This is a genomic window from Streptomyces sp. SLBN-8D4, from assembly GCF_049739545.1.
Classification (GTDB): Bacteria; Actinomycetota; Actinomycetes; order Streptomycetales; family Streptomycetaceae; genus Streptomyces; species Streptomyces canus_C.
Map to the genome: position 1 here is coordinate 4,580,788 of NZ_JBMGQC010000001.1, position 23,478 is coordinate 4,604,265.

Annotated in this window: 17 protein-coding genes and 1 pseudogene; 7 read left to right on the forward strand and 11 right to left on the reverse strand. The window is 69.4% G+C overall.

Annotation, left to right across the window (positions count from 1 at the left end; all coding sequences use genetic code 11):
- Positions 1 to 5 precede the first annotated feature (5 nt).
- From fbaA to RKD20_RS20680, 7 genes are all read right to left on the reverse strand, one after another.
- The gene (gene fbaA, locus RKD20_RS20650) at positions 6 to 1,037 is read right to left on the reverse strand and encodes a class II fructose-bisphosphate aldolase (RefSeq protein ID WP_424879007.1); all 1,032 of its coding nucleotides are present in this window, start codon (positions 1,035 to 1,037) and stop codon (positions 6 to 8) included.
- A gap of 128 nt (positions 1,038 to 1,165) precedes the next feature.
- Positions 1,166 to 1,714 carry an orotate phosphoribosyltransferase gene (pyrE, locus tag RKD20_RS20655; RefSeq protein ID WP_007383560.1) on the reverse strand — a complete coding sequence of 183 codons (549 nt, stop codon included), beginning with the start codon at positions 1,712 to 1,714 and terminating at the stop codon, positions 1,166 to 1,168.
- A 10-nt stretch (positions 1,715 to 1,724) separates the two neighbouring features.
- Complete coding sequence (locus tag RKD20_RS20660) at positions 1,725 to 2,516, reverse strand: aldose 1-epimerase (RefSeq protein WP_424879008.1); 792 nt, start codon at positions 2,514 to 2,516, stop codon at positions 1,725 to 1,727.
- A gap of 24 nt (positions 2,517 to 2,540) precedes the next feature.
- Positions 2,541 to 3,320 (reverse strand): SRPBCC domain-containing protein, encoded by a 780-nt coding sequence (locus tag RKD20_RS20665; RefSeq protein ID WP_424879009.1) that lies wholly within the window; start codon positions 3,318 to 3,320, stop codon positions 2,541 to 2,543.
- Between the two features lie 81 nt (positions 3,321 to 3,401).
- Positions 3,402 to 5,042 carry a polyamine aminopropyltransferase gene (locus tag RKD20_RS20670; RefSeq protein WP_424879010.1) on the reverse strand — a complete coding sequence of 547 codons (1,641 nt, stop codon included), beginning with the start codon at positions 5,040 to 5,042 and terminating at the stop codon, positions 3,402 to 3,404.
- Between the two features lie 89 nt (positions 5,043 to 5,131).
- Positions 5,132 to 5,656 (reverse strand): DUF2617 family protein, encoded by a 525-nt coding sequence (locus RKD20_RS20675; RefSeq protein WP_424879011.1) that lies wholly within the window; start codon positions 5,654 to 5,656, stop codon positions 5,132 to 5,134.
- A 407-nt stretch (positions 5,657 to 6,063) separates the two neighbouring features.
- Positions 6,064 to 6,369, reverse strand: coding sequence for a hypothetical protein (locus tag RKD20_RS20680; RefSeq protein ID WP_424879012.1), 306 nt, complete (start codon positions 6,367 to 6,369; stop codon positions 6,064 to 6,066).
- A 129-nt stretch (positions 6,370 to 6,498) separates the two neighbouring features.
- Here RKD20_RS20680 and RKD20_RS20685 point away from each other — a divergent pair.
- The 3 genes and pseudogenes from RKD20_RS20685 to RKD20_RS20695 form a co-directional block, all read left to right on the forward strand.
- Positions 6,499 to 7,272, forward strand: a pseudogene (locus tag RKD20_RS20685) (aminotransferase class I/II-fold pyridoxal phosphate-dependent enzyme); the annotation flags it as partial.
- 117 nt (positions 7,273 to 7,389) lie between these two features.
- Positions 7,390 to 8,556 carry a pyridoxal phosphate-dependent aminotransferase gene (locus tag RKD20_RS20690; RefSeq protein ID WP_424879013.1) on the forward strand — a complete coding sequence of 389 codons (1,167 nt, stop codon included), beginning with the start codon at positions 7,390 to 7,392 and terminating at the stop codon, positions 8,554 to 8,556.
- Between the two features lie 146 nt (positions 8,557 to 8,702).
- Positions 8,703 to 9,101 carry a hypothetical protein gene (locus RKD20_RS20695; protein ID WP_424879014.1) on the forward strand — a complete coding sequence of 133 codons (399 nt, stop codon included), beginning with the start codon at positions 8,703 to 8,705 and terminating at the stop codon, positions 9,099 to 9,101.
- Here RKD20_RS20695 and RKD20_RS20700 read toward each other — a convergent pair.
- Together RKD20_RS20700 and RKD20_RS20705 are read right to left on the reverse strand one after the other, a co-directional pair.
- Positions 9,069 to 10,205 carry a hypothetical protein gene (locus tag RKD20_RS20700; protein ID WP_424879015.1) on the reverse strand — a complete coding sequence of 379 codons (1,137 nt, stop codon included), beginning with the start codon at positions 10,203 to 10,205 and terminating at the stop codon, positions 9,069 to 9,071. The genes RKD20_RS20695 and RKD20_RS20700 overlap by 33 nt on opposite strands.
- A 124-nt stretch (positions 10,206 to 10,329) precedes the next feature.
- A complete protein-coding gene (locus tag RKD20_RS20705; RefSeq protein WP_424879016.1) occupies positions 10,330 to 12,111 on the reverse strand; it encodes a hypothetical protein in 1,782 nt (593 codons plus the stop codon).
- 581 nt (positions 12,112 to 12,692) lie between these two features.
- Here RKD20_RS20705 and RKD20_RS20710 point away from each other — a divergent pair.
- From RKD20_RS20710 to RKD20_RS20720, 3 genes are all read left to right on the forward strand, one after another.
- Positions 12,693 to 14,162: a hypothetical protein gene (locus RKD20_RS20710; RefSeq protein ID WP_424879017.1), complete on the forward strand. Its 1,470-nt coding sequence runs from the start codon at positions 12,693 to 12,695 to the stop codon at positions 14,160 to 14,162.
- Positions 14,162 to 14,563, forward strand: a complete 402-nt coding sequence (locus RKD20_RS20715) for a hypothetical protein (RefSeq protein ID WP_424879018.1) — start codon at positions 14,162 to 14,164, stop codon at positions 14,561 to 14,563. Before RKD20_RS20710 ends, RKD20_RS20715 begins: the two co-directional genes overlap by 1 nt.
- Before the next feature lie 588 nt (positions 14,564 to 15,151).
- Positions 15,152 to 16,639, forward strand: a complete 1,488-nt coding sequence (locus RKD20_RS20720; protein ID WP_424879019.1) for a hypothetical protein — start codon at positions 15,152 to 15,154, stop codon at positions 16,637 to 16,639.
- A 133-nt stretch (positions 16,640 to 16,772) separates the two neighbouring features.
- Here the strand turns inward: RKD20_RS20720 and RKD20_RS20725 are convergent, their stop codons facing one another.
- Both RKD20_RS20725 and RKD20_RS20730 read right to left on the reverse strand, forming a co-directional pair.
- Positions 16,773 to 19,445 (reverse strand): hypothetical protein, encoded by a 2,673-nt coding sequence (locus RKD20_RS20725; RefSeq protein WP_424879020.1) that lies wholly within the window; start codon positions 19,443 to 19,445, stop codon positions 16,773 to 16,775.
- Positions 19,438 to 20,679 carry a hypothetical protein gene (locus RKD20_RS20730; RefSeq protein ID WP_424879021.1) on the reverse strand — a complete coding sequence of 414 codons (1,242 nt, stop codon included), beginning with the start codon at positions 20,677 to 20,679 and terminating at the stop codon, positions 19,438 to 19,440. Before RKD20_RS20730 ends, RKD20_RS20725 begins: the two co-directional genes overlap by 8 nt.
- A gap of 594 nt (positions 20,680 to 21,273) precedes the next feature.
- On the opposite strand from RKD20_RS20730, the gene RKD20_RS20735 reads away from it, so the two are divergent.
- Positions 21,274 to 23,448: a hypothetical protein gene (locus RKD20_RS20735; RefSeq protein ID WP_424879022.1), complete on the forward strand. Its 2,175-nt coding sequence runs from the start codon at positions 21,274 to 21,276 to the stop codon at positions 23,446 to 23,448.
- Positions 23,449 to 23,478 lie beyond the last annotated feature (30 nt).

Consider the following 23,478-nt stretch of genomic DNA (forward strand, 5'->3'; position numbering starts at 1 on the left):
GGGCCTTACTTGATCTTCGTGCCCGCCGAGCGCAGGTTCTGCGTGGCCTCGACGACACGGGCGGCCATCGAGGCCTCCGCGAGCTTGCCCCAGGTGCGCGGGTCGTAGGTCTTCTTGGAGCCGACCTCGCCGTCGACCTTCAGGACGCCGTCGTAGTTGCGGAACATGTGGTCGGCGACCGGACGCGTGAAGGCGTACTGGGTGTCGGTGTCGATGTTCATCTTGACGACGCCGTTCTCCAGCGCTGTGCGGATCTCCTCCTCCGTGGAGCCGGAGCCGCCGTGGAAGACGAAGTCGAACGGCTGGGACCCGGCCGGCTTGCCGAACTTGGCGGCCACGCCGTCGTTCAGCTGCTTCAGCAGGTCGGGGCGGAGGACGACGTTGCCCGGCTTGTACACACCGTGGACGTTGCCGAAGGAGGCGGCCAGCAGGTAGCGGCCCTTCTCGCCCAGGCCCAGCGCCTCGGCCGTACGGATCGCGTCGTCGACCGTCGTGTAGAGGGAGTCGTTGATCTCGTGCGAGACGCCGTCCTCCTCGCCGCCGGTCGGGGTGATCTCGACCTCAAGGATGATCTTGGCGGCGCGGGCGCGCTCCAGGAGCTCCTGGGCGATCGAGAGGTTGTCGGCGAGGGTCTCCGCCGAGCCGTCCCACATGTGCGACTGGAACAGCGGGTTGCCGCCGGCCTTCACGCGCTCCTCGGACACGGCGATCAGCGGGCGTACATACCCGTCGAGCTTGTCCTTGGGGCAGTGGTCGGTGTGCAGCGCGACGGTGACCGGGTACTTCTCGGCGACGATGTGCGCGAACTCGGCGAGGGCCACGGAACCCGTGACCATCTCCTTCTTGTACTGGCCGCCCAGGAACTCGGCACCACCGGTCGAGATCTGGATGATGCCGTCGCTCTCGGCCTCCGCGAAGCCGCGCAGCGCAGCGTGCAGGGTCTGGGTCGAGGTCACGTTGATGGCCGGGTAGGCGAACCTGCCTGCCTTCGCCCGGTCGAGCATCTCGTTGTAGACCTCGGGGGTTGCGATCGGCATGTGTCCGCTCCTTGTATCTGCGGGTTGGCGTACTGCGTGCTTACGGCCCTGACCTAGACCTTGTGTGGGGGTTCGACGTCATCGTCGGCCCCATCTTTCCAGACTCCGCCGGATGGTCCATCCCGTGGTCAGTCCAGTCCCAGCTCGTCCTTCGAGTAGGCGAAGCGGTACGGCACGCCCGCGCCCTGTTCGATCTTCTCGGCGGCGCCCGTCGCCCGGTCCACGATCGTGGCGACCGCGACGACCTCGGCGCCCGCCTCACGCACCGCCGCCACCGCTTCGAGCGGGGAGCCGCCGGTGGTGGAGGTGTCCTCGACGACCACGACCCGGCGGCCCGCGATGTCGGGGCCCTCCACGCGTCGCTGCATGCCGTGCGCCTTGGCCGCCTTGCGGACGACGAATGCGTCCAGGCGCTTCCCGCGCGCGGCGGCCGCGTGCAGCATGGCGCCGGCGACCGGGTCGGCGCCCATGGTCAGGCCGCCGACCGCGTCGAACTCCAGGTCCGCGGTCAGGTCCAGGAGCACCTGCCCGACCAGCGGGGCCGCCTCGCCGTCGAGGGTGACGCGGCGCAGGTCGACGTAGTAGTCGGCCTCCAGGCCCGAGGAAAGGGTCACCTTGCCGTGCACCACGGCCTTGTCCTTGATCTGCTGCAGCAGCTCGCCGCGTACGTCCGTCATGCCTGTCAGCTTAGAGGCGGCGCCAGCTCCAGGTCGTCGAGGCCTCCAACGGCTCCAGGGGCGTGACCAGGCGCGGCAGGGTGTTCAGGCCGTTGGGCGGCCCGGTCTGCGGCTCCACGCAGACGGCGGCCTCCTGCTCGTCGTACACCACGACCCACTCCTCGCGGCTGGCGACCTTCAGCTCCAGCCGGCCGGGCCAGGTGAGCGTGACGTCGACGCCGTCGGGCATGCCGAAGCAGTCGTCCCAGGGGCCCGGCTGCGGCTCGACGCGGTTGCCGGTGGGCAGGTGGTCCTCGCCGCGCTCCTCCTGCCAGGCGGCGGTGAAGTCGAGCCGGACGGGCTCGCCACCGTCGAGGGTGCGGTTGAACCAGGGGTGCCAGCCGATCTGGGCCGGGAAGGAGGAGTCGTACGTCTCCACCGACATGGTGAGGGTCAGGGCGTCCGGGGTGAGCGCCGCGACCTGGGTGATACGGCCCGGGTAGGGCCAGGGCTCGACGAGGTCGTACGTGAGGACCGCTTCGTCGGTGGTCGTGCGGGCGACGCGCCAGGCGCCGTCGCGGGCCGTGCCGTGGATGGCGTGCGGCGGGGAGTTGAGCGGCATCTGGTGGACGTCGGCGCCGTCACGGAACCGTCCGTCCCGGATGCGCCCGCACCAGGGGACCATCGGGAAGCAGCCGAACCGGTCGCCCTGGCGCAGGAGTTGGGCACCCGCGACCCGAAGTCCCCCGACCCGTCCGCCGTTTCCCGGCTGCAAGGTCACTTCCGCGTCGCCCGCGGTCAGTGTGATGTCTTCTTGGCTCACGGGACGACCCTACTCAACGGCACCTCAACGGCGTTTTCTCAGTGCCCTTCCGACCACGATCGCCGATACCAGGACCGCTGCCGCCGTCGGCGCCGCCCAGCGCAGGGCCGCGCTCGAGGCCACCGTCTGGGGCGCGGGGACGGGGGCGTAGCGGCCTCGCGGGGGCGCGTGGTCGACCTCCTCCGCGCTTCGGCCGATCATGGTGCGGCGGGCGTGCGCCGCCTCGGCCGGGGGGCCGACGGGTTCGGTGAAGTCGTCGACGAGGGGTGCCGGGGCCTCCTCGGGAGCCTCCACGGCCTCCGGTGTCCGCGGCTGCGGCTCCCGCTGCTCCTGCTGTTCCGACTGCTCCTGCTGTTCCAGTTGCTCCCGCTGTTCCGGTTCCTGCTGCGCCTCGCCCAGCGCCTCCGCGAAGCGGTTCAGCAGGCGTACGACCGCGGAGCCCACGGCGTCCGGCGGGAACTCCGTGACGCGGCCGTCCGCCGTGGCCGTGCCGCCGAAGGTCACCGTCGTGCCGCCGTCCGTGTCGCGCAGACGGAGGGTGAGGGCGAGTTTGACCGAACCGGTGCCGCGGGTCTCGGTGGCGTCGCCCTCGACGGCGTAGGAACCGTCGTCCCGGGCGGAGACGTGGACCGCTCCCCGGTAGGTGACGGAGTGGCTGCCGACCCGCATCTTCAGGCGCCCGGCGACGGGGTCCGCACCGGCGTCCTGCTGGAGCCCGGGAACCGCCCGGGCCACCCTGACGGGGTCGCCCAGGGTCTCCCTCAGCCGCTTGACCGGAACCGGAACGAACACCTCATGCTCCATGGTTGCCGAGCCTACCCAGGGCCGCCGGTCATGCACCCCCGTTGGTGGAAAGTGACGCGCTGTTGCGCCCGGGGGCGCGGATCAGTAGCGCGGATGCACCAAAGTCGAGGCCGCCAGACCCCCGACCCGGGTCGCCTCCGCCGCCCGTTGCTCCGCCCGCAGGGACCGCTGCGTCAGGGTCCCCGGCCTCGGGCCCCGGGGGTCCAGGCCGAGCACGGGGCGGCCTTCGCACGAGGCCAGCACGAACCCCCAGTCGTGGGGGGCGCGGGACGCTCCGGCCGTGTGCCCGGGACCCGCGGCGGAACCGGAGTGGCGGCCTTCGACGCGGTAGGGCGTGGTGCGCAGGCCCGCCGCGCGCAGGGTCGCGTCCACCGTCCAGAAGACACGGGGACGGGAGGAGACCGGCCCCGCGTGCACGACGAGACGGCCGCCCGGGGCCAGGACGCGGCGGACGAGGCCGTAGAACTCCTCCGAGTACAGCTTGGTGCTCACGGTGACGCCGGGGGCGGGCAGGTCGGCGATGACCACGTCGTACGACGGCACGGGCGCCGGGCTCCGCAGTCGGCGGAACGCGTCCTGCGTGGTCACGTGGACGCGCGCGTCGCCGTACACGTGACCGTTGAGCCGGGAGAGCGCCGGGTCGCGGCGGGCCAGGTCGACCACCGCGGGGTCGAGCGCCAGGATGTCGACCCGCCGCACACCCGGATACCTGAGCACCTCGCGCACGGCGAGTCCGTCGCCGCCGCCGAGGACGAGCACGCGCGCGTGGGGGCCGTCCATCGCGGGGTGGACGAGGGCTTCGTGGTAGCGGTCCTCGTCGCCGCCGCTGACCCTGAGGCGGCCGTCGACGTACAGGTCGAGGGGGCGGCCGTCGGTGCCTCCGCTGAGGGCGATCTCCCGGACGCCGGTCTGCAGGGCGACGCGTACGTCCTTGCCGTAGACCGCCTCCCGCGCGGCCCGCTCGAAGTCGTCGACGAGGACGGTGGCGGTGGCGAGGACACCGAGCACGGCGAGGTTGGCGACCAGCAGCAGCCAGCGGGCCCGGTGGGTCAGGTCGCGGCGGAACAGACCGAGGACCAGGGCGCCGCCCGCGATCGCGTTGACCGCGCCGGTGAGCATCGCGCCGGTCAACTGGCCCAGCAGGGGCAGCAGCAGGAACGGGAAGGCCAGGCCGCCGACCAGTGCGCCGACGTAGTCCGCGGCGAACAGGTCGGCCACCGCGCCGCCCGCGTCCTGGCGGCGGATGCGCTGGATCAGCTCCATCAGCAGGGGGACCTCGGCACCGATGAGCAGACCGATGGCGAGGGAGAAGGCGACCAGGAGCCAGCGCGGACCGCTCGCCCACAGCCCGCCCCAGTCACCGGTCCACGCGAACACGGCGTACAGCGCCATCGCGCTGCACCCGCCGACCAGTGCGAGCAGCGCCTCCAGGGCGCCGAAGGCCACGGCCGCGTGCCGGCGCAGCCGCTTGGCCGCCAGCGAGCCGATGCCCATCGCGAAGACCATGACGGACAGCACCACGGACGCCTGGGTCACCGAGTCACCGGTCAAGTACGAGGCGAGGGCGACCAGTTCGAGCTCGTACACCAGTCCGCAGGCCGCGCATACGAAGACACAGGCGAGGACGAGGAACCGCCCCGTGTCGGGGCGGACCGGCAGCCGCGCGGGCCTGACCCAGGGCGGCGGAGCGCCGGGCGGGGCGGGGGCGTGCGGCTCGATCACGGTGCGACGTTACGTCACGGGTACGGCACGCTTCGTCACCCACACGTGTGGAACTGGGAGTGAACCGGGAGAACTGGGGTTTGTGCGGCTCAGCCCGACGTCACCACCGGGACCCTGACCCCGACGCGCGTCCGCGTGGCCACCAGCTGCCCGTCCTGCGGATACGCGTGCCAGGTCCGCCAGTGCACCTGTCCCTCGTACCACTGTGCCAGCAGTGCCGTGAACGCGTGCGGGCTGCCGGGAAAGACCCCGGCGAGGCCGTGCGGATGGTCGGACACCAGCGCGAGCAACTCCTGTGCGCGGCCCGCGAACTGCCCTGGTGACAGGACCTCGACGCGCGCGGCGAACTCGTACTCCCAGTCCCCCACCCGCTTGGCCACGCCCAGGGGCAGCGGCGTGCTGCTGCCGGCGATGCACGCCACCGTCTCCGAACACATGCCCCGGTCCTCCTCCAGGAGCACTTGGTGGGACGCGCCGAGGAGTCTCAACTGAAGCTTCACCCCGGCGATTTCCAGGTCGCGCGTGGCGAGGGCGGGCAGCGGCTCACGCCCCAGGGCCCAGGCGAGGTCGGCCGCGCGCGTGTCGGTGTACGAGGTGTTCAGGGTCGTGAGCATGGATCGGCTCCGCTAGCACGCAAAGAAAGGGTGGTGTGGGGTTCCGGCGCACCCGGGCGACTGTGGGGGGATCGGCCCGGTCAGCCCAGTCGGGAGGTCAGGACGCGTCCTTGTCCGTAGGACGTCCGAGGGGCTGCGTTGGTGAGGTAGAGGGAATCATGAACGGCGATGCCGTCACAGGGTTTTTACCCAACTTCGTGGGGTTTCCATCCCTGCGTGGGCTCCCCAGCTCATCTGTTCAACTACGGCGCGCGCCACGGCGGCCGGAGCGCGCGCCGGGGCACCGCAGCACCGGAGTGAAGATGCGACAAGCGGGGGCGTGTGACCGGACCCAGGTCCGGACACACGCCCCCGTGCTCCCCCGTGTTCGGATGCGGTTCCCCCTGCTGGAGCTCAGCTGCCCCGTGTCAGCTGCCTCCCCCGCATCCGCCCCCGCCGCCGCAGGACGACCCGCCACCACAGGACGACCCACCGCCGCAGGAGTGTCCGCCACCGCAGGAGTGCCCACCGTGGTGCCCTCCGCCCCCGGAGTGCCCGCCGCTCCCGGAGTCGGACCCGCCTCCGCCGCCGACCCACCAGCTGCCGCTGCCCGCGGCGCCGCCACCACCGGCCGCCCGCACCCGACGGCGCATCGAACCGTTCCTGAACACGACGGCCGCCACGCCCACCAGGAACACGACGACGAAGACCAACAGGATGATGCCGATAACCATGGCTCACCCTCCTTCCGTTACCCCCCGAAGCGACCCCCCGTGGGCGCCTCGCCGGTTGCGTGAGCTGGAGATGCCCTTCCGGGTCACGGGCCAAAGCAGAGTTGAGGAACTCCAGAGCTTGGGCGCAGGATGACCGGCATGACCTCCAGCGCGCGCCCCCTGCTCAACCGCCGTCTCGCCGAGTTCGGGACGACGATCTTCGCCGAGATGTCCGCCCTGGCCCTGCGGACCGGCTCGATCAACCTGGGTCAGGGCTTCCCCGACACGGACGGCCCCGAGGAGGTCAGGGAGGCGGCGGTGCGGGCGCTGCGCGACGGACGCGGCAACCAGTACCCGCCGGGCCCGGGCGTCCCCGAGCTGCGCACCGCGGTCGCCGCGCACCAGGAGCGCCGCTACGGCCTGTCCTTCGACCCTGACACCGAGGTCCTGGTCACGGCCGGGGCCACGGAGGCGATCGCCGCCGCCCTGCTGGCGCTCGTGGAGCCGGGTGACGAGGTCGTCGCACTGGAGCCGTACTACGACTCCTACGCGGCCTGTATCGCGATGGCGGGCGGGACCAGGGTCCCGGTCACCCTGCGGCCTCACTTCGACGGGGGTGCCGGCTTCCGCCTGGACCTCGACGAGCTGCGCGCCGCGGTCACCGACCGGACCCGTCTCCTCCTCATCAACACCCCGCACAACCCCACCGGCACGGTCCTCACCCGCGCGGAGCTGACGGCGATCGCCGAACTGGCCGTGGAGCGGGACCTGCTGGTGGTCACCGACGAGGTGTACGAGCACCTCGTCTTCGACGAGGCCGAGCACCTGCCCCTCGCGACCTTCCCGGGGATGCGGGAGCGCACGGTCACGATCGGCTCCGCCGGCAAGACCTTCTCCTTCACCGGCTGGAAGGTCGGCTGGGTCAAGACTTTTTCGCCTACCTATTACATGCTGGCCGCGTAAGCGCCCGGTCGGGCATCGGCGAGGATGGCCCCGAAAGATCGACGCATATCCGGACGCCGGGGTGAGGATGGTGGAGAAATGAGCGGCAGACCGCTGCTGAACCGCAGGCTGGACGGGCTCGGGACGACGATCTTCGCGGAGATGTCGGCGCTGGCGACCGCGACGGGCTCGATCAACCTGGGGCAGGGCTTCCCCGACACCGACGGGCCCGAGGAAATCCGGGAGGCCGCCGTACGCGCCCTGCGGGAAGGGAAGGGCAACCAGTACCCGCCCGGGCCGGGCATCCCGGAGCTGCGCGCCGCGATCTCTGACCATCAGCAGCGCTTCTACGACCTTTCCTTTGATCCCGACACCGAGGTCCTGGTCACCGCCGGCGCCACCGAGGCCATCGCCGCCACCATGCTGGCGCTGCTGGAGCCGGACGACGAGGTCATCGCCTTCGAGCCCTTCTACGACTCCTACGCGGCCTGCATCGCGATGGCCGGCGCGAAGCGCGTACCGCTCACCCTGCGCTCCCCGTCCTTCCGCCCAGACCTGGACGAGCTGCGCGCCAAGATCACCCCGCGGACCCGTCTCCTGCTCCTCAACACCCCGCACAACCCGACCGGCATGGTCCTCACCGCCGACGAACAGAGCGCCATCGCCGCACTCGCCATCGAGCACGACCTGCTCGTCGTCACTGACGAGGTGTACGAGCACCTGGTCTTCGAGGGCACGCACCGACCCATCGCGGCCCTGCCCGGCATGCGCGAGCGCACGGTCACCATCGGCTCGGCCGGCAAGACTTTCTCCTTCACTGGATGGAAGGTTGGCTGGGTCACGGCGAACGGCGCGCTCGTCTCCGCCGTCCGAACGGCAAAGCAGTACCTGACGTACGTCAGCGCGGGCCCGTTCCAGTACGCGATCGCCGAGGCGCTGCGCCTGCCGGACTCCTACTTTGAGGACTTCCGCGCCGACCTCCGCCGCAAGCGCGACCTGCTCGGCGACGGCCTGCGGGCGGCCGGATTCGAGGTCTACCAGCCCCAGGGCACGTACTTCATCACCACCGACATCACGCCCTTCGGCGAGAAGGACGCCTACGCCTTCTGCCGCGCGCTCCCTGAACGTTGCGGTGTCGTTGCCATCCCCAACTCCGTGTTCTACGACGACCCGGACGCCGGCCGCAGCCAGGTTCGGTTCACCTTCTGCAAGAAGGACGACGTTCTCCAGGAGGCCGCCGACCGCCTGCGACGCCTCGCGTCCTGAGCTCACGCTCCTTCGCCGCAAATGGGACTGAGGCAAGACGGTCACCAGCGTGAGCGGGTCCCGGCTCCCCTGCCGGTCTGCACTCGTTCGAGTGCAGACCGGCAGATCGAACTCGGCAGTCTCCAGAACCCCGTAGCGTCGCCAGAGTGGAGTCCAGACGCGTAGCCCAAGGCGTGCCGCTTGAGGAGTACCAGCTGACGCGTGCGGATCACCGTCGGCAGGAAGAGGCGGTGGCCATAGCGGAATGGGTACAGCGCCAGGTGGCCAAGGCACCGCGATGGTCCGACGAAAAGTTCAAGGCCATCCAGGAACTGCTGGGTCCGCCTCCTCACCCCTCGGAGTTCGCGCGCTGGCGCGTGCGCCTGTTCTGCGGACACATCCGCGAGGTCAGGCGTTCGCGGAGCCAGGAACGGCCCGACGGAGGAATCAACGACCACGAGGGCTGCACGGAGTGTGGCCGCGACCCCTCGGTGATCGTGGCATTCGAACCGCTTGTCGGCGACGGCCGAACGTTACCTATGGCGCCAGATTTGTCGCAGCCGTAGTACCTCGGTTGCCCAGTGGGCCTCAAGCTCCGAAGCCGGGATGCGTTCACGGCCGAGGCTGAAGCGGACGTGGCGGTAGAGCCAGTGCAGTGACTCGTCGGTGCTGGTGACCAACGTGGACAGCAGAGGCTCGTCGGCCGGCGTTTCCCGGTCCACGGTCACGAGCAACTCGCCTTGGTCATCGGGGTGTAGATGAGGCAGTCCACCGCCCATCCGCAGACGGAGATCTCCCCATGTCAGAAGTCTGCCGCCGCTACGTGCGGCGTCCGCGAGGATCTCGCGGACGCCGGTGGCGAGTTTGTCGATGGTCTCGATCGGGAGGCGACCAGCATGCCGGAGGTCGACCGTACCGTCCCCCTGCTGGGGGGACGCGTTCCGCGGCGCGGTCGTTGCCATCGGCGCGGAGCCCTCACGCTTGGCGGGCTTCTGGTCTTTCAACTGGCGTCGCCAGCGCCTAACTTCCCTGTTCTCCGCAGTGGGCAGCGGTTGGGCCAGTCGGCTTCGGAGCCTCCCGATCTCGTCGAATGTGTCAGCGAGTTCGTCTGCGGATCGGGTCCCACGGCCACGGCCCAGCTCGGCAAGTAGCTGGCGAATCCTCCGAAGGGACGGGTCTACTTGTTTCTCCGGATCGTGCTCACGGCACCACGCCTTCACCTCACGCATGAAAGGCGTGTACTCCTCGCGGTCGGGCGGTGACAGTCGCCGTGCGTAGACCGGGCCTGCCAGGCGGCGGGCCGTATCTACCACCGCCAGATCTCCGACTTCTTGGGCGGCGCGGATCTCCTGGACGAGCCACTCGAATTCGACCCGTGCCTCGGCAAAGGCGGTGAGCTGTAGCGCTTCCGATGGTTCGTCGACGTCCTCCGCGTCGTGATCTGGCTCGGGTTCACGGTCACCGATCCATTTCTGCATGTCTGTACGCAGACGTTGGAGACGTTCTCGTACCTCCGCCGTGAGCTCGTGGTCACTGATGTTCTCCGCCTCTTGCCGGAGCCTTGTTACCTCCGCCAGATCGCTGGTGATCGTCGCCGCCACGAAGAGCTCTGCGACTCGGGCGACACTCCGAGCCGTCTCGATCTGCCGGTCGTGCGCTCCCTGTTCCACACCCGTGGGGTTCTTCGGTCCTCCGTCACGGGGCTGGGAAGGCTGGTGTGCCGAATTGCCCCTGAGGGTCGGCTGGCTGGCGGTCTCCGGGGATGCGACCGGTCGGCCGACCAGACGGTCGAGTTCATCCAGAATGGGGTCGCCGGCCTTCAGCCAGGCGCGAAGGGCCTGGCGCTGACGGCGGGCGGCGTAATACCGCTGGGCGTGTGCCTCGCCTTGTTCGATGGTCTGCGACAGCCGGGTGGCACGATGACCGTTCGCTCGCGGGAGCGCGGCTGTGGCTTCTCGCAGTTTCGCGCGAATGCCCACCAATTTCCGGGATGCCGTCAGCAGGTCGGTGCGCGAGGGCGTCTGCTCCTCGGTGACGGGCTCCTCCCTGGAAATCGTGGATGCCGTCGGCGCGGGTGTCGGCGTCTGCCCGTACACCTCGTGCGCCTTCTTGATCGCGGTCTCGCTCCACCGGTGCAGAGCGGCCTCCGACGCCGGGGCGGAGGCTCCGAGCAACCTCAGGACTGTCCCCAGGTAAGGAAGGGGGGCGCCCGGAACCTGCAAGGATCAGGACACACAGCAGCGGCCTGTCCGAGCTCAGCGGTTTATCTACCTCGACCAGCAAGTCCCTGCGCTTGGGATCGGGCAGATGGGCGAGATCGAGACGGATCCGGCGCGCGAGCTCGTTCCACGTGGTTGTCGTGTTCTCTCGCGCCACACGTTCCAGTGCCTGGCGGAGCATGGTCGCCGCCCTGCTGCGTTCGGGCTGCGCCGGCGCAGTGTCGGTGCGGGTGCGTGATGTGCGGGGTGCTGTGTCGAGCCGTTCGTCGAGCGCGACGCTGGGACGCCACAGGCCGGTGCGTTCCGCGTCCAGGCCGTTGAGCTGTACAAGGCTGTCGGCACGGACCGCCCACGATGAGCCTTGTCCTTCGACAGGGTCCGTGATCAGCAGCCGTACCACGCCCGACAGCCGATAGACGTACTGCTCCGTAGGAACCGGGATCGCCTCGGGCAGGGACAGATGAGCCCGAATGATGCGGCTGCCCGCCGGCTTGACGAAGCCGGACACCAGGTGGCGGCCGACTGCGGCGAACGGCGACTCAGCCGGAGGCGCGGTTTCACCGTCCACCGCGAAAACGATCTCGGCGCCGCGTAACGGCAAGCTTCCCGGGAACGGGTCGTTACGCATCCCGCCCTCTCGGATGACCCCTTCGGCACGCAGTTCTTCAAGGGCCGGCGTCACCAAGCCGCTGCCCACTATCCGGCACTGTTCAAGGGGTGCCCAGGTGACGGTACGGTTCTCGGTCACAGTCCCGATGAGAACACGACGATCGTTCCCCTCGGTCTCGCATCGCACACGTAGTGCGTAGCCCTGGCGGGCCACCATGTCGCGCGTGATCGCGCCGTCTCGGCCGAAGACCCACTCGATGTGGCCTTCCTTGGCCCCGAGACTGTCCGCGGCCTTGCGCCAGTTCCGATAGTCCTCCGGTTGCAGTTCGAATCGAAGATGCTGATCCGTGGCACGCAGCCAGAAATCCACGGCGTCCCCAGGGCCGTGTCCGAGACTACGCAGTTCGGCCCTCGCGGCGTGCCCTTGGTCCGCCAGCCATCGAGTGACATGCAGCTTGATGAACAGGTGGTCGGCGCTGTCCACGCCGTTGGCGGTGCGGCCGCATACCGAGCGGTTTCCGTGACGATCCGGGTAGTGGGAGAAGTGACAGACCTTGGTCTCGTACCGCTTGGTCATCAGCTTTTCTCCGCAGCCGCCGAGGAGCGTGCCGCACCAGAAGCGGTCGGTGCCGAACTGGCGGCGGAACTCGTCCAGGTTGTGCGGCTCCTCGGGGAGGATGACGGGCTGGTCCGAGTCCCGGCCGCCGATGACTGCGGTCTGGACGAGACGGGTGTCGATCTGCGGCACGTTCAGCCCCCGAAGTGGATGCACGACAACCTGCGGGCACGGCAGGTGAATTGAGGATGGACTCCCCCATGCGAGCGCACAACATGCGACAAGCGCGACTTGAGGACCCAGCGGTCGAGCGGAGTTATGACGGCGACGGTTGAGAGCGGTATTCGGTCAAACCTTCACCGATCCAGGCCGGTTGGGCGCATTGTCGCGTTTGCGGCCTGGTGGTTCCGGGACTTCACCGTGATGATGCCCGCCGTGTCGGCGAACGGGGGGCGGGAATGGGGTTCGGTTGGGGACTGCGTGTACGAGAGGGGCGTGCCCCGGCCGGAATGGTCGACGGGCCTGCGGTGCCGGTTCAAGTCAGCCCTGCCGCCTCTGCCAGCGGCGGCCACAGTGAGGTGGACCCGACTTCGTCGGAGGTGACCAGGCTGCTGTGTCAAGCTGTCTACACCCGTCCCGATCGGGTCAAGGCCGTCAAGTCGTGGTGGAGCAAGATCCGGGGCAAGGATCAGAAACAGAACAAGCCGCGGCGCAGCACTCGTAGACGCATCTACCTGGAAGGCAGCGATGACTGCCCTCCCCTGGGTGAGCCCATGGCCCAGTGGGTACGAGATCACGTCCTGCACGGGCCGCCGTTGCCTGTCCCGTCGTACGGATTCAACCTCGTGCCCGTCATCGCGCACAGCCTGCGGGCACGGAGGCGCCGATGGCTGCGGCGAATGTTCGTCGTACTCCTCGCCATCGCCGTCGCGTATGAGGTCCCCCGGGCCGCCGTCGTCTGGAGCGGCGCCGTCTTGCTGGCTTGCCTCATGTGGTGGGCCGGGCTACGGGCAGCCCGCAAGGGCAAGAAGTCGAGGCTGGCGCCCTCTCCCCGTCTGGCGTACCTCGTTCTGTGCGTGCCCTGGATCCTCGCGGTAGTGCCCTACGAGCCGATACGCGGCGAGGCGGTCCCTCTGCGGGCCGGGCTGCTCCTGCTGCCGTTCGCCCTGCTGGCCGGAGCTGTACTCGTCTGTGCGGGAGACCGCCTCATGGCGCGGGCGGGGCTGTCCAGGATCGTCCGGGACGGCATCGCCTCTGACCGCCTGCCCTGGGCGTCGGCGAAGGCCACGCGTCGGATGGCTCTGATCAACAACGAGCAGACGCGCCTCGAACTGCCCTATGACCATCCGGAAACCTTCGTCGGAGCCGGACGCTATGTATGGGGCGTGGCTGACATCGGTATCCCGCTCAAGCCCAAGGACCCAGAGGTATCGATCAAGCCCTTCGGCGAGCGGGAATTGCTGCGGCGGATGGGCGACGCCCTCAGGGAACTGGGCCGTGGCGCACGGGAGATCACCGATCCCCTCCCCGGTTTCTCCGTCGCGGAGATTCTCGGGCTACCGTCCGAGCTGTGGCTGCGACGGACCCGTGCCGCGAAGTTGGAGCTGCCGGATCTGCGCGGCCGGGGCCGCCGGTCACCGTCCAGCGTGCCGGACCGACTGTATTTGCGGGCGCAGTGCGTCAGTTGGGACGGCCAGGTCGTGGTCACCCTCTTCGCTCATGCCGCACTGGAGGCAGGCGAGTTGCGGCTTACCCTGCGCCCCCACGTGATGACACCCCTCTTCAACGAGCTGAGGGTGACCGACTCACCCGTGGCCAAGCGCGGAACGCGACTGTACGGCTGGGTGATGGTGCAGGCCCTACTGGACGCCGTCCACGGGCCGCTCACACTGTGGCGACTGCTGACCCGGCTCGCCCTCGGAGTCCAGTCGGACGGCGGCCGGGCCGAGGAAAAGGATCCGGTCAGCCTCCGGGACCGGTACTCCACCGAAGAAGTCACCGACATGCACCAGGCCGACGACGCGAAGCGGCACGTCGTCCTCATGCAGACCTGCGTCTTCCGCGCTGTCTCCGCGTACCTCGAAGAGCTGGGCGTCGACACCGTTGCGTACGAGCGCCAGGTGGCCGCAGTCATCACCAACATCCAGGTCTACGGCGACAACAACGCACCCATCCAGAACGTCGCCGGCAGCGGCATCAGCAATGTCGGCCAGGACAACAAGGCTCAAGGAGGAGGAAGTTGATGGCTGTAGGACGTCGCCGCCCCGACCCGGAACAGGGACACGGCTCGGGTATCAGCATCGGCGGCAACAACATCGCCCCGCTCCAGAACGTGGTCGGGCAGAACATCTCGAACGTCCACCAGTCCGCGTCCGTCGACGGTCCCGCCGTCAGTGTGGAAACCGTGCGCGATCTGCTTGCCGCATTCCGCACCGAGGTGGATCGGAACGGGTCGGTCCTGCCGAACGCGCAGGTGCTCCGCGCCATGGCGGACTCCATCGACACCTCGCTGACAGCCCCGGATACACCGGCGATCGGGGCGCTGCGCGGGGCTGTGCAAGCGCTGCCGACTTTGGTGGCGGGGACCGTGGTGCAGCAGGGGGGTGACGCGCTCGCTCACGCCATTGCCGGATGGCTTGGCTGAGGTGGCGGCTGCGTCAATTCCTGGCTGGCCCGATCGACGGTCCGGTGGTCGGTATCGTCACCATCTCATGCGGCAGCCAGCGGTCTGTGCTTGACGGGCGCGACCGGCCGAGCCCTTCAGGGCCCGTTGCTGCCTCGGCCACCAGTCAATGGCCAGCACTCGCTTCAACGTGTTTTCGATCGAGATTCCTCTGGCGCTTCGCGGTCATCCGGATGGAAAGCTGCTCAACCCGGAACGGGCGCGAGGGCCCTCTTACGACGGCTGAACCCACACGGTATCGGCCAATGTCGCGTGAGGTGCCTGAAGAGATGGCGTGGAGTTGCCGCTTGGGGGCTTGATCGCTGGCAGGATCGGTGCCTCTGAGCAGCGTGTACACGTGTGCGAATCGAAGTGGCAATGGGGTGGGGCGGTATGGCCAGAGGGCCGGAGGTCAGTGAGCGCGTTCGCCGGGAGCTCTGGAGGCTGGCAAATGGCATGTGCCAGCTCTGTCGGCGGGAGCTGGACCCTGGGACTGCCGGACGCACCCCAACGGCTCAGACGGCACACAACATGGCACTCAGCGATCATGGCCCCCGAGCGGACCCCACCTTGCCGATCGAGGCCAGGAACGGCGTATCGAACCTCCTGTTGTTGTGTTCGACCTGTCACGACATCGTCGACAAGAACAACGGGGAGGCGTACACCGCTGAGGAGCTGTCCAGGCTCAAGGCGGAGCATGAGACCTGGACCGCCGCCCTGAGGAAAGCCGGGCAGGCGTGGAGGATGAGCTACAGCAGCATCGACTACCTCAACGTGCCGAGAGTTGCGATGCTTCCGGGCGGGGAGGTCGTGCAACAGGCGGCTCAACGTGCCGGCCTCGACCCGACGCGGCCCTTCTCTGGACAGGGGTTCGCCCCCGGGCTATTCGTCGGGACTGTGCGTCCCGTCTTCGAGTCGTGGCGAGGGCACGCTGTTCCTCTCGACGAAGCCCGCCCGGACGCGATCCGGGAGGGAATGTACGTGGCGTTCAACGCGCCGATGCGTAGCCGCAACGTGTCCAACCGGCCGTTTCCTCGGCCGCTCACCGGAACATGGCAAGACGACCCCTACCTGTCCTTCCGACTGGACGGACGCACGGTCATGATCCGGTTTGACCCGCAATGGCTCACCACCACTACCGCTGGCACGGACTTGGCCAGCGCAGCGACAGAGCAGGCCACCTATGCGGGGATCGGCCTTGTCGTGGGTGAATCCGCCGATGCGATTCGGATCTCCGCGCTGTTCTTCGGGAAGCCGCAAACCGCAGAAGGGGCATACATGAAGTACGTCATACAGGGCGGGGACGAGACCGTAGGGAAGGTTTCTGTCGACGACTTCGAGACAGGGTTGTCGTCGCGCGGGTCGGGATCGCGGCTGCTGGGCTCTACTCGTGACCCGAGCAACGATGACGTCACTGTGGCACTGCACTTCAACGAACTTGAGGTCGACCCGGGGCAGATCCAGCGTGAGACATTCCGGCAGCTGATGCGGGTGGTGCCGGAGTTCCGGCGCGATCTCACGGTCGCCATGGGCACTCTCTTCACCCACTCCGGACTGACCGGCCTGCCGAAGCCGCTTGACATCGCAGCGGCCCACTTGGCGGGCGAACCCAAGGTGTGGTCGACGCACTCCATCAACGGCCTGGGCACTCTGCTGGCGGACGTGGAAGTGGCCTTCGCCCTCGTCCATGGCGTGCGTAGAGGCCAACTCGATGACCTGCACCAAGCGCTCCTGGCTGAGTCGAAGAGCTACCTCGGGGCGGTCGAGGCGAATCTTCGGCGCCCGACACACCAGCATTTCTACGGCGTGAGCCCCCGCTATCGGCTCATCGAAGCGGATCTCCGACTGCTGTACAGCGCCAAGGAGTACTACGGGGAACTCGGCGACTGGGATCACAGACCTCACGAACTGCTTGATGAGTGGGAATCGGAGGAGATCTTCAAGAGCGTGGCCTGGGAGGAGGACAAGGAACAGAGCGCTGCTGACGAACGCCAGGCTGAGGAAGAGGTGTCCGGGTGGTTGGCCATGATCGACCCGGACGAGGCAGCAGCGGATTGATGGTCCCTGACCCCGTAGGGGCGTACAGCACTCTCCGCTCGCACCTTGCCGTACACCGATCCTGAGGACACCGTGCCACCGGTGGCCGGTGGCACGGTGTCCTCCGAGGCGAGCACCCGGCGTAGTCGACGGACTATGGCTCGCATCGTGGTGGCCGTGGCCCGGCCAGACCCAGGTCTGACAGGGCTTGGTCAGCCAGTTCGAAGGGCTGGTTGCGGGGGCCGTGGGGTACGGAGGCGGCGGATTCGAAGCCGCGTTGTGCGGCGAGGGCTCTGGTGCCTACCAGCCCGGTGAGCCGGTAATGCCGCCAGAGGGGAATCGGCCGACGGGCATCGACCACGATGAGGTCGGGCCGACGCCAGACGACCAGCGCCCAGGCTCCCCCGCCGGAGTCCGAGCCAGAGTCGGCCCAGGCCCCGACCAGGGGCGCATCCTCGGCGGCGCCGACTGCTTCGAGTGCCACCAGCGCGGGGTTGCTGAAGCGGCCGGTGACATGGAGGAGGAGTCGTCCGTGGCGGTGTACGTCACGCCCCTTCTCGGCGAGGGACCATACGGCGTCGGCGAGGGGATCGTTCTGGACGACGTCTGACGCGACATCGAGCACAGCGGCAGGGTCGACGGCCGGGCCGAAAGCTGTGTCGAGCAGCGTCGTGTACTCCGTGACGTACGCGGAATCCACTGCGGGAAGCAGGCGGTCGACTGCCTGGGAGGCTTCGTTGAAGGCGATGGTCTCAGGCGTGATCTCGTAGCGCGGGGCGTGGCTTCGGAGTACGGCGAGAGCGACTGCGGCGAGGCTGCCGACCTGGGGCTCGATCCGCTCGGGGAGGTCGTTTCGGTTCAGTGCGCGGACGGCCTGGGAGAGCAGTGGCACCCAGTCGGTGTGCGCCGGCGGCCAGGCGCCTGCCGCGACGGTCCACAGGGTCAGCCGGACGACGAGCATGCGCTCCGGAGGGCCCAGGTGGGGAGCGAGGGCGACGAGGCGCTCCACCCAGCGCCGGTATCTACGGCGGATTTCCTGGTCGGCCTGCCGGAGGTCGGGCAGGGTGGCGGTGCTGCTCGCTTCGGCACCGGCTGCCTCGGAGTCGTGCTCTGCCGCCACGGCCTCCGCGGTGTCATCGTCGAGGGCGGCTTCGATGTCGTCGGTGAACCGCTCGTCCCAGGAGACGGGCAGCAGGTCCTGAAAGGGCGTGCTGATGTCGGTGGGCAGGGGGAGCCCCAGCGCGAAGCGAGTAAGCGGATGTCCGACGCGCCCGGCGCATTCGTCCAGATAGCGCTCCCAACCGTCCTCGTCGCCATCCAGCGGGGCCGTCGTGACCGCACCGCCAGTGCTACTGCTCGCGGATACGCCCGCTGGGGTGGGGGTCAGTCCCGTACGGAGGGTTTCCAGGTCGCCCAGGAATCGTTCGGCGAGCCGGGGATCCGCGAACAGGTCGGGAGGCCGTGTCGTGGGGGCCTGGGACTGGGTCGAGGTCATTCGGCGCAGGGCGCGGTCAGGGTCGACGACGAACACAATGTTGCCGAAGCTCGGTACGCCGTCGCTGTCGACTACGACCAGGCGCACACGGCTGCCCGCATCGGCCGGAGCCGTCACCGTCAGCGTGGCCTGTCTGGGCGGGACATCGGCGATGCGCTCCCATGCCTCCGGCGGTGCTGTGGCCTGGGACAACTCCAGGTGAGCGGTGTCGGAGAGAGGCCGGGCAACGCTGATCTCCAGGCCGTCCGGTACGCGTAGGGCACCAAGCAGCAGTGGCCCACCGCCGGCGATGGGGCGGGGAAGGGGCGGGACCGTGTGCAGCCGGGCGGCGGGCTCGTCGCTGCCGTCCGGGAGGAGGGTGGCGGTTATTGGGGCGATGATGCCGAGTTCGCAGTTGCCGCCGTCACCCTGGGAAAGCAGCAGGGCCGCGGCCGAGAGGTTCGGGCTGCCGGTCAGGGCCCAACGCTGCCCCTCGGAGATCCACTCGACGAGTTTCCCGTGGCGGTACCGCTGGTCGTTGTCGCTGATGACGCGTCCGTCGTACTCCTTCACCAGGGCGGCGACCGACGGACCGTCGAGATCGCTGAGTCCGGGCTGGTAGGCGAGGGTGAACCGGCTCGGGCGGAAGCGTTCGAGCAGCCGCCGCAGTGCCATCGAGCGCCGGTCGTAGAAGGGCGCGAACACGGCCAGTTCGTCGACGGGCCCCTGTGGGAGCTGATCGATGATCGGCGAACGCAGACTGCTGACGACGCGGACCTGTGGCGCCGTGGGTGTCCTGTCGCGGTGGAGCCGGTCCAGCAGTACTGCGACCCGACCCAGCGCCTGGGGCACGCCGGCGGAGAACCTCACCTTTTCCGGGAGGTCGCGCAGCCATGCCGACAGCTCCGGAACTGCCGTGGGACTCTGCTCGCCGTCCACTCGCAGAACCGTCCACAATTCGGCGTTGGCCTGCCAGCCGGCCAGTGTGGTGTTACCGGAGCCGAGGGCAATGGTGGCGTGCTCCGGTCCGGCGAGGACCATCAGCTTGGGATGGAACGCGGCACCCTGGGCGTACGCCAGACCGGCGAGGTAGCTGCGGCCGGCCCGCCGGACGGAGCGGGGATCGTTCCGGGTCATTGAGACGTCTCCCGCCACCGTGACGCGTGCGCCGGTGGACTGGGTGACGCCGAGGGCTACCTCCTCGAAGAAGCCGAGATCGGCGGTGAAGCTGAGGAAGAGCGCTTCTTCCAGGTTCCGCCCGCCCGTGCGCTCCTCGTCAAGGATGAGGGTCAGCGGAGAGGCGAACGCGGTCGGTGGCTCCACCACTCCCGGTGCCGGTGTGGTCTCAGTCAACGAGAGCCCTCCCGCTCCTGGTCACCGACCAGTGCTGGTCGTCGTAGTGCAGCACGCCGCAGGTGGCCAGGACGGTCCCGAGCTGGTCCAGCCGTAGCCCGACGTCACCGCGCCCCTCCTGACTCGTCCGGTACAGCAGCCCGCCCCGTTCGTGCAGCCGGGTCGGTAACCACAGCGTGCCGTCAGCGCGTCGGCGGGCCTTGGCCAGCGCGATCCGCTGCGACCGCGCCACCAGGTCGTAGGTGAGTCGGCGGGCGACGTCGCGCAGTTTCATGGGACGCGCTTCGTCAAGCCGCCGCTGCACCCATTCCGGGCCGAGCTCGACACCGCGCTGGCCGAGGAACGCCTCCCGGACCCGACCGGTGAGTTCGTCCACCCGACGGGCACTGGTGGCCAGCACCCGCAGTTCGGCGACAGGCAAGGGATCACCCGCCCACCGCAGGTCATGCTCGGCGGGCAATGGCGTTCCGACCGTGCTCTGCGTCGCGGGCAGAGAGGACAGGAACGCGTCCACCGTCATGTCGGGAAGCTCAGCGGCGAAGCGGTCGGCCACTTCCTCGATCGGCACCAGACCGTCGACCTGCTCCACGAACCAGGACCACAGGCGGCGCCAGGCTCCGACGGAGTAGTTGCGCAGCACCACTCCGCGCCAGGCGCCGGCCGCGTCGATCCCGCTGGTCACGGGATCGGTGGTCAGGAAGTCGCCGAAAGCGAACACATGGCCGATGTCCCGGGTGAAGTACCGAACGGGATGTGTGGCGACCACACGAGCCAGAAGCTGAATCGTCTGTCGCCGTGTCGCCGAGCGGGAGCCTGCTTCGGCCGGTCCACCGGACTCGCACATCAGGTTCGCCAGCCACGCCCCGTCAGGATGCTCACCGCCCGTGCACACGCACAGCCGGTCCCCGAAAGAGGCGAGATCATCCACGTTCAGCGTGTCCTCGGCGGCGAGTTCGAGCAGCTCGCCCAGTCCGGCTCGCAGTGCCGCGGTCTCCAGCCGCGGTCCGGGAACCGGCATGGGGCCCGCACCGAGGATGCCGAGCGCGACCTCGGATCCGGCGTACGGTGCCCAGAACCCCCACGAATTGCCCACGTACCCGTTCTTGCCCGGGACCTCGGCTTCGGACAGGGTGACCGTCCCGGAGTGCAGCCGCCGGGCAAGGGCATCCACCCCGTGAGCACGCGGCAGCCAGTCCAGAGCCTGCGGATGGTGCGCGAACGACACGGCGGCCAACGCCACTTCCGCGCGGCGCAGCAGAGTCTGGGCGGCCGGGACCGTCAGGTCCTCCCGCGTCGGCTTGCGCCGCGATCAGCCCGTGCAGTGCGTAGTAACGCCCGTGCGGCGTCTGCGTGGTCACCCCGGGGACCAGGTGATCGACCATGCGCGCCACATGCCGCTCCACCGAGAGCGGATAACGGCCCGCGGCGACGTCCAGTCCGGGGCGGCTCCAGCCCGGTCCGTCCACGAGCTCCGGTGTCTGCCCCTTCGCACCGACGGCGACCATGCCCTCGACCATTTCCCGCTGTCACCCCCTCAGCGCTGTTCAGTCGGGAAACCGATCCGTCATTCTGGCGCATCTCTTGGGCCAGCGGCACTTCGGATGGGAATGCCCAATCGGATGAGACAGCTCGACGGGGTAACTCTGCTAGGAGCCTGATAACCACCATTATCAAATGACGGCGCCTTCGCATCGCCGAGGTCGGCGTATCGTCTTGAGGCGTCGGGCGGAATCTGCTGCAAACGAAGCCGTGACGCAAGACAAGGCCCGGGCCTGACGGACGAAGCGGCTGACGTGACGATAGACGAACGGGGGGAAGGATGCGCACCGTGGTCACTGGACTGCCGGACCCGGCACTCCGCTCCCCGGGGCCGCTGCCCCTCTTGGTGGCGATGTCCGACATCGCGACGTTCGCCCGGGTGAAGCGCCCCGTCGTGTCCACCTGGCGCCGACGCTACCCGGACTTCCCCGCCGTCGTGTCCGAGAACTCGGGACGGCCCCTGTTCGACGGCACGCAGGTGACCGAGTGGCTGATCGCCTCCGGCCTCGGCAACGCCGCCCCGCGGGAGCTCCGATCCGAGCTGGCCCTCTTCGGCATCGTCGCGCTGCGGGACCGTTTCACGCCGTGGCAGCTGGTCGAGACGCTCGGCAGCCTGCTGTGCCTGCGCCGACTCGACGGCCGGCCACTGGCCGACGACGCGAACGTCTCCCCGGCCTCCCCGCCCGATGCCGAAGCGGACGGGGCTCACTGGTCCGCGCTGCTGCGCCGGGCCGAACGGATCGACGCCGAGGACGATTTCGTACTCCGCGAGCTTCGCGCCATCGACGCCACGGCGGCCCCGCTCGCTCGCCTCGCCGAGGACCTGATCGAGTCCGCCTACGACGAGCGCGGCGCGTACGAGTGGCTGCTCGCCGCCCGCTCCCGGCTCGAACTGGACTCCCTTGCCGCCGACGCGGTCACCCCGGAGCTGCGGAGCCTGCTCACCCAGCTCACCGACCTCCACGTCCGCCTTGAGCAGGGCGAGTCCCTCACCCTCGCCGACCCGCACGCCCGCGCCGGCGACCTGCTCGCCGCGCTCCTCGACGACACGGAGGACCGCGACCGCGTCACCGTCCTCGCCGCCGACCCCGACGACCGGCTCACCCGCATCACCCGCCGCCGGCTCCTGCTGGCGGGCGTCGGCGAACTCGACCTGGACGTGCAGACCGGACATGACCTGGAGGAACGCTTCGCGGACCCAGACCTCGTCGTCACCCAGCTCCCGTACCACCCCGGCGAGGACCGCTCGGTACTCGCCGCCCTGACAGAGCTCGAACGCGTCGCCTACCTCCTCCGCCCCGGCTGCACGGCCGTCGTCCTCGGACCGGCCGACGCACTCGTCGACGAACTGAAGAACACCGAGGCAGCCCAGCTCCGCTCCGCCCTCCTGCGCGAGAACATCGTCGAGTCGGTCATCTCGCTTCCCGGCGGGGTCCTGCCCTTCCGCCCCGGCTACCGTCCTGCGCTGTGGACGCTCACTCGCGGCCCGGTCCAGGCGGCGGAGGGCAAGGTCTTACTGGCCGACATCAGCTCGGAACAGCTCACACCGGGCCTACGCATGCGGCTCGCCGAGGACGTCCTCCTCTGGCGAGCGGAAGGCTTCCGAGGACTCGACGGCCACGACCCGCGCTACGGCCGCGTCGTCCCCGTCGCCGACCTGGACCGGGCCTTCGGCGGTCCACTGACCCCGCCCGCGCCGCCGGCCTCCGCGATCTGGTCCGACAAGGTGACCGAACGGCCCGCCCTGATCGCTGAGGCCGAGGCACGCCTGGAGCGCGCGACGGCGGACACCCGGACGTACGAGGACGAGCGGGGCCCTTACCGAGGGGCCGTACTGCGCAGGATCGGCCGCCTGCCGGAGCGCACCACCCTGGGCAAGCTGATCACCGCACGCAGGGTGACCCGACTCCCCGGCCACCGCATCGACGACAAGCACCTCACCCGAGACGGCCACCACACCGTCCTGGGCCCCGAGGAGATCACCAGCGAACGGCCCGTGGGCGAGCGCCGCATCGACCGGCTGCTGCTGGCTGCGGAGTACGAACGGGCGGCGCTCACCGAGCCCGGCGACGTCGTCTACACCCTCGCGCCCCGCCTGGGCGTGTACGTCGACCACGACGGCTTCTCGGTCGTCTCGTTCCCGGCCCGCGTCCTACGGGTCAACGCCGGCTCCACCCGCCCTCTCACCCCGCGGGTCCTGGCGGCTCTGCTCGGCGCGGCCCGCGGCACCGCGCGCAGCCCCAGCGCGGTGCGCCCGGCCCGCCGTATCGAGGACTACCAGCTGCCTGACTTGGAGCCGGACGAGGTGCTGCGCTTCGACGCCCTGCTGGCCGAGACGGAGCGCCGGGAACGTCTGCTGCGGGCCCAGTCTGACGCCCTCGCGGAAGCCCACAGGTTGACGATCGCGGGCCTGGCCGACGGCACCCTGACCCTCGGTGAACCACGAACGACCAACCGCACGTAACCCATCCACCGACACCGTCTGGAAGAAGGA

Bases quoted from the DNA above. Each gene is read 5' to 3' on its own strand.
- RKD20_RS20715 (WP_424879018.1), top strand. From the start codon at position 14,162: ATGGCTGTAGGACGTCGCCGCCCCGACCCGGAACAGGGACACGGCTCG.
- pyrE (WP_007383560.1), bottom strand. From the start codon at position 1,714: ATGACGGACGTACGCGGCGAGCTGCTGCAGCAGATCAAGGACAAGGCC.
- RKD20_RS20710 (WP_424879017.1), top strand. From the start codon at position 12,693: ATGGCCCAGTGGGTACGAGATCACGTCCTGCACGGGCCGCCGTTGCCT.
- RKD20_RS20675 (WP_424879011.1), bottom strand. From the start codon at position 5,656: ATGCTCACGACCCTGAACACCTCGTACACCGACACGCGCGCGGCCGAC.
- RKD20_RS20680 (WP_424879012.1), bottom strand. From the start codon at position 6,369: ATGGTTATCGGCATCATCCTGTTGGTCTTCGTCGTCGTGTTCCTGGTG.
- RKD20_RS20665 (WP_424879009.1), bottom strand. From the start codon at position 3,320: ATGGAGCATGAGGTGTTCGTTCCGGTTCCGGTCAAGCGGCTGAGGGAG.
- fbaA (WP_424879007.1), bottom strand. From the start codon at position 1,037: ATGCCGATCGCAACCCCCGAGGTCTACAACGAGATGCTCGACCGGGCG.
- RKD20_RS20690 (WP_424879013.1), top strand. From the start codon at position 7,390: ATGAGCGGCAGACCGCTGCTGAACCGCAGGCTGGACGGGCTCGGGACG.